Genomic DNA, 6,012 nt, shown 5'->3' on the forward strand with positions numbered 1-6,012 from the left:
GTTTCTAAGACATGAACACTCTTATCTTATCGCATGAGCATGTCGTCGTATAAACGAATAGGCAACAGTATACCTGTAGTTTTTGAAAAGACGAACGAAAGCCACCCCAGTCCAAGAGGTGGCTTTCGTCCTACCATCCTAAGTTTGTACACCATCTGGCGGAGTGTTGGAAGCCGACATCCCAAAAAGAACCCATCAGAAGAAAAATTTTAGGAATCAACTTCCAACTATCAAATATTATATCCTCTAAGAAGATTTCGGCGGTTTCAAAACAAGGATGCTTACACATCAGTTTTTGAACATTCGTATGTCATTTCCAAAACAACTCGAGACAATAGTTGTCGAAATAAATGAAAGTTTTTGTCGAAAATGAAGACATCAAGAAAATCACCTTCTAACCGTAACATGTTTGACAAAAACAGATCAAAGTTACTTGGAACAAGGTGAAAGTTCTGGCGTCGACCGTTTCAAAATCGGAACGCCACCTCGCATTTTTTGAAAATCAGAGGATCCAATCTTGGACACCTTTTATGAAAACGAGTAAATGTCCAAAATCGATAGCAAGATCACTCAGAATGCGACATGTGAACGCCTCGAGTCGTTGGCGGAAGGAACACCCTATTAATGAATAATAGACCTTTTCGTGTCACTAAAACGAGATGAAATTGGATAACTAATCACAAAAGTTGTGACACGAAACCGACAAACAGGATACAAGCATTCTGTTTGTCGCACGCGTCTTCGACGAAAAAAGTCGAGTTAACGGCAGCCAGCCTGTAAACCTAGAAGGGACATGGAGGGAATTTTTTGATATCATGCTTAAAACTTACGTTATAGACTCTCCTTTGTATTCAAGTAGGTGTTCCCTTAGATGAGAGCACTGACAAACTATCCATGAAATCACAAGTTATGTATACGAAGTTTGTAAGTTCTATGCTGTACCTATATATGCGTAGAATACACGTTTCTTCGATTATATATAAAAGTACTTTGACCATACGCTCTTCAGTTACTATTTATGATAAGTTTTTCCTTTTAATTTTAATAGGAGAGGGGAACAAGAGAGTACTGTAAAAGTTCTATGACACCGTATCAAAATCTTATGATAATAGAAAGAGGGGAACTAACGCATGATCTTCCAAAAAAAATATGCAGATGATATTAAACAGTATGGACGTAGTCTCGTCACGTTGTCGAATCCAAGTTCTGAAATATCCGAGGGTTACCGAACGATTCGAACAAATTTAGAGTTTTTGTCTATTAGTTATAAACTTCAGATGATTACGATCACGTCTGCAACTGCCGGTGAGGGCAAGTCAACAACCGCCACGAATCTCAGTATTGCCTATGCGCAACTCGGGAAAAAAGTGATTTTGGTGGACTGTAATATGCGACGTCCGGTTATTCATCAGGTTTTTCGATTTAAGGAATGTAAGGGTTTATCGGATATCCTAGTGGGAGGGGTATCACTTGATGATGCGCTTCAAGAAACAGGAATTCCAGGTCTGACGCTACTGACAGTTGGAACTATCCCTCCGAATCCCACAGAATTACTTGCATCTTCAAAGACAAAGGAGTTGTTTAGTGATTTGCGAAACCGCTTCGAAGTTATAATTATCGACTCACCATCGATGATGCAAGTTCCTGACACGCGTCTATTGGCAGGTATTTCTGATGGGATGCTTCTCGTAATTGATAGTGAAGCATCGAATCGACATCTTGTCTTAAGGGCGAAAGAAGAGCTTGAACGTACTGGGGCACAATTGTTGGGGATAATTTTGAACAAACGGTCTACTAGAAATACCTTCTCTTATTATTCATAAACTAAAGAGGAATGAGCGTCGATCAAGAGAAAAGACATCTTATGCTGGAACCTGATATTGTCATGAAGATATAGTTTACTCGTCGGCTCTGCTTGTGTCGACGTTTCCTAGCGGCATCACGATATATCTTGTCAACTGGGGCAAACGTCGTCTTATACGTCGCGCGTCGGAGCCACATGAACCAGTCCCCTCATTATTTGTTCGTTTTCGCGCCAAAGTCGTGTTTAGAAATCCTTTCGTCAATTGGCGAGCCGCAGTAATAATTGCGCCAGCAGGGCGGTCTCCTGTCGAATCAGGCTAGCGAGACGCTCATCGTTGCACCGGCGTTATGGAAGTCTTGCGTGTAGTTCAGCTCGAATCCCACTTACCGGCGTTCATTCGACACGTTGTTGAGCCAGCTCTGAATCATCACACACTCTATGCGTATGGCATTGTAGCCCTTCGCATAGAGTGTGTGATGATTCGTGACCTGCTTCTCCCTATGCTTCCTTTTCAAGTGATAATCCTTCGTCTCCGAGAGCTTCGGGATCGGAAAATGTCAGAAATTTAGGCATTGGAAAGGCCCTCCCGCATCTTGGCGGAAGGGCTATACCTTCTTCTTTTATTAGATTGATCAACATTAACAAGGTAATTCGTTCGAATCATTTCTTCTAAGAATGCAGGCGGACGTAGAACTTGGTTTACGCCTTTCGTTCTTGTAGCCGCGTTGCTCGGGCTTCGTTGACCGGACGAACGGTGAAGCGTACGACTTCGACTAGGACGATGGCAGGGTGATCGATAATCTTGTAGCTCTGTTCCTTGAAGTCAATTGCATTCCCGGGACGATAGCATCCGAGTAATCGTTCCTGCCCTGCTCATTGGTCTGTATGCTTGATAAGCCGAGAAAGTATCGACAAAAAGCTGGATGGTGTAACGCATGACGCCTCGGATTGACCGATAGTTGAACTAAATCTTTTCGGTGCCGATTATAAGGGACGGTATGCACTAAACGTCGAGGATGTCATCAATCCGTCGTGGGATCTGAAACACTGTACGATGGACGCAAACGTGGGGTCATCTCGCCTCGTCCCACAGGTCGGCGTCGATTTGGTCGCACAGTTCGATGAACTTCATCGTCCAGATGTTTACAGGTACGTGAATCGGCATCTTTGACGCTGAAACCTCACAGCACAGGCCTCTCGGGCCGACCGAATAACGGAACTCGACCGGATCGCTCCCAGGGACCACGACCATAATTGTGGCCACAGTACCCGGCTTCGCCTCGAGCTCTTGATACAGCTTGCGACTTCTCACATATTCCTCATCCATCCACACTCACTCCTTCTTTTTTGCGGTTTTTGTGTCGACGAGCGATGCTCGAACAACATACCAGTTCTCGTCCGTTTCGATTAGCGTATACGTGATGAGTCTGAGCATCGCTTGCCCTCTCCCAATCATATCGTCACATTAACATTTTCAGAGCTGTCACTTCCAGTAGGGGACACGCTCATTTGAATCAAGCGCTCGTGTTGTGTGTGCCAAAGCGTCGATTTCTGCTCCATAAAACGCATGATAGTTGTTCGGAGACAGGTACAGCAAAACATTCCCGGTTAACTGTTCGTGCTTACTATTTTCTTTCCACGTCATACACACTTCCCCTTCGCCCGATGTGTTCGCGATGTGCAGTCCTTCCCTTCTGATAGAGCACGTTCATTTGTTTGACCTCATATGTGTCTCGAACATGATAGGGGCTGGGCGTTCGGAAGACAAGAATCCAAAAGCACAACTTTTTCTATACCAAAATCGAATGTATTGTTTAGCTTCTTTTGTGTCTCCTCGCCAAACGTGAAATGAATCAAACAATCCGCCCCCGTTCATTGATGAAAACACTGAACGATTGCCTCCTATTCCGTCCGTGTGTTCAATAACTTGGCAACAGAGTTTGCTAAATTCACATACCAATACATACTTCTTCAATGTCGACGACTACGGTGGATGAACACATTCGATTGCTGTTTTTTCTTTGAATGGTCTCGTTCTCCCTCCAGATTCATTGGATTCCCTGCTTTTTCGAATCACGTCCATCCGCTCCTAAGCAGACAAATGTTATTCATGATGTCGCCTATCTCGCTACACGGTGTCAAACTTCTACAAATCAAAGTGTGCGCCGGCGCACACTTTGATTTACGGTAAGTGAAATAATAATATCATAATCGTTCTATGGTATAGTATGATTATGATATTATTTTAAATAGAATGAGGTGAGTCTCACATGGAAACCTATTCGGCCTCAAATAACCGTTTGAAAGAAGTCATTGTCTCTCAAACAGTTTCAGCTATTCGAAAGAATCGAATGGAAGATTTTCTTCGAAATGCATCTGTTCACAACTTAACTGATTTTGTAGCGACACTTTATCAAAACTACTATCAATTCAAAAATATGGACTCTTCATACAAGAAAATACGTTATCACTCCTTCAACAAATTAAAGCGCCGATGGACTAATGCTGCAGTTCGAAATTACCGAGAAAATAGAGGTCCTAAAAAAGAACTCCGTGCACAGTTTGATATGATAACCACCTATTACAATTTAGTCGGGCAAGAAGGCCTTCTCAAAGAGTTTCACGTGAAAACAGTCGAGGAGTACATGCAACTTTGCATTAATGAATTAGAGGAATGGGCGCAGAATCCAAATCTTCTAATTCATACATATCCTTATTGGTCTCAAAAAACAGATAATCAAAAGAAAAAATCACTCAAAACGGATGTACTTATGCTTCTTTGGGAAATAGCTAATAATGTTAATATTAATCAACCCATCGCTTATCATTCACCGACCATTGCAGTTGATACGCCTTTTTTTGGTATATCAGATCGAATGAAGAACCAAACTAACTTATTAGACGAAAAATTGGGTGAAACCTCTAGGTTGAATTTGGAGTTACGAAATTACGACACCATCATCCCTAAATATAAAAAAGGACTTCCAGATCATCTTTCCGTCCTTGTTAGTAAAGAGTTTATTCAAGAACTAGATGGAAAAGTACCGGATCTAGACTCTAAAGACTTTGAGGCTTTCACTGAGATTCTATCGTATCGAGATATGAGCTTCCAAACTAGTCGCCAAATTATCTTTCCGCTTTCACAACTCGTCAACAAGCTATATGCGAACAATAGTGGGAAGAGTTATGATTTGACAACACAACGTCTTATGAAGCTAGGTTACTATCGGATCGCAGGACACAATGAGGAGGGAGATTTTTTCATTCGTGGCTTATTCTCCTCCGTGACCATTAAAAATTCGACGACTCTCGCAGAGAGCCAAGTCATTGTCACATTGAGCGAAGAAATTTACGATGACTTATTAAAACAACAAATCGTCAGTATATACGGGAAACAGATCGAACAATTAAAAGGTAGCTTCGCCTACCATTTGGCATTTGTTCTTCAGAAAGAACGTATGAGTTCCATACAGGCTGGCGAGCAGCAACCCATCCGACGGCATTGGCGTCAATTTACCTATTCAATTCGCTTTAACAAGGTCAGGAAAGCAGATAATTTGAAAGAACTTGAGGTAAATTTGGATAGAATAAAGAAACACGATTTCATATTAAAAGACTGGTACCGCTCTGGCGATTATTACTTCTTTCATTTTTATCCGCTTGAATCATGGGAGTTACCTGAACATCCTACTACCTTTATTCTCTAATTGCAGCAAAGTCAATTCTGAATTTATAATCTTTTAGCCATAAATTTCAACTTGTTGAGAAAGAAAATAATTATAATTGTCCCCAGAATTGACACCCATTTCTCCTTTTCTGAAACCTAAATGAGTGAAAAAGCCGAATTCTGAAATGCCCCATAAAAGTTGAATTTCTCCCTCAACTTTTTTGGGGCATTTTTTTGTCAAATTTGCGTAGCCACTCAAAATTAACCCGACTGAGCGCGGTTCGATGAGTAACGATAGAATTTTAATGATGGAGAAAGCATACAGCGTAAACCGCATGGAAATCCTGCAAAGGACATTTCTTGAGAAATGCTTTCCTTAAGTACAAACTTTTCTTTTCTGGAATGGTTTTCAGATAACAATCCACATACGAACGGGAGAGGCACGTAAAATTAGTCGTCAAGCCAAAAGAAAGGCAAGATCAAAAAAAACGAGTAAAGCGCGAAACTTCGAGAGCAAATCACTTTCCTCGAGAATTAAAAC

The 6,012-nt window shown here is 41.6% G+C and carries 4 protein-coding genes; 2 read left to right on the forward strand and 2 right to left on the reverse strand.

Features of this window, described 5'->3' with window-relative positions:
• Positions 1-1,130 precede the first annotated feature (1,130 nt).
• Positions 1,131-1,823, forward strand: a complete 693-nt coding sequence (locus GVY43_RS15750; RefSeq protein ID WP_236549005.1) for a CpsD/CapB family tyrosine-protein kinase — start codon at positions 1,131-1,133, stop codon at positions 1,821-1,823.
• Positions 1,824-2,876: 1,053 nt separating this feature from the next.
• Here GVY43_RS15750 and GVY43_RS15755 read toward each other — a convergent pair.
• The gene (locus GVY43_RS15755; RefSeq protein WP_159563808.1) at positions 2,877-3,131 is read right to left on the reverse strand and encodes a hypothetical protein; all 255 of its coding nucleotides are present in this window, start codon (positions 3,129-3,131) and stop codon (positions 2,877-2,879) included.
• Between the two features lie 156 nt (positions 3,132-3,287).
• Complete coding sequence (locus tag GVY43_RS15760) at positions 3,288-3,449, reverse strand: hypothetical protein (RefSeq protein ID WP_159563809.1); 162 nt, start codon at positions 3,447-3,449, stop codon at positions 3,288-3,290.
• A 625-nt stretch (positions 3,450-4,074) separates the two neighbouring features.
• On the opposite strand from GVY43_RS15760, the gene GVY43_RS15765 reads away from it, so the two are divergent.
• Positions 4,075-5,511 (forward strand): hypothetical protein, encoded by a 1,437-nt coding sequence (locus GVY43_RS15765; RefSeq protein ID WP_159563810.1) that lies wholly within the window; start codon positions 4,075-4,077, stop codon positions 5,509-5,511.
• The last annotated feature ends 501 nt before the right edge of the window (positions 5,512-6,012 follow it).

Source organism: Exiguobacterium sp. 8H (assembly GCF_902506255.1).
GTDB lineage: Bacteria > Bacillota > Bacilli > Exiguobacteriales > Exiguobacteriaceae > Exiguobacterium > Exiguobacterium profundum.

Coding starts and splice junctions, on each gene's coding strand:
- GVY43_RS15765 (WP_159563810.1), top strand. CDS start 4,075: ATGGAAACCTATTCGGCCTCAAATAACCGTTTGAAAGAAGTCATTGTC.
- GVY43_RS15750 (WP_236549005.1), top strand. CDS start 1,131: ATGATCTTCCAAAAAAAATATGCAGATGATATTAAACAGTATGGACGT.
- GVY43_RS15755 (WP_159563808.1), bottom strand. CDS start 3,131: ATGGATGAGGAATATGTGAGAAGTCGCAAGCTGTATCAAGAGCTCGAG.
- GVY43_RS15760 (WP_159563809.1), bottom strand. CDS start 3,449: ATGACGTGGAAAGAAAATAGTAAGCACGAACAGTTAACCGGGAATGTT.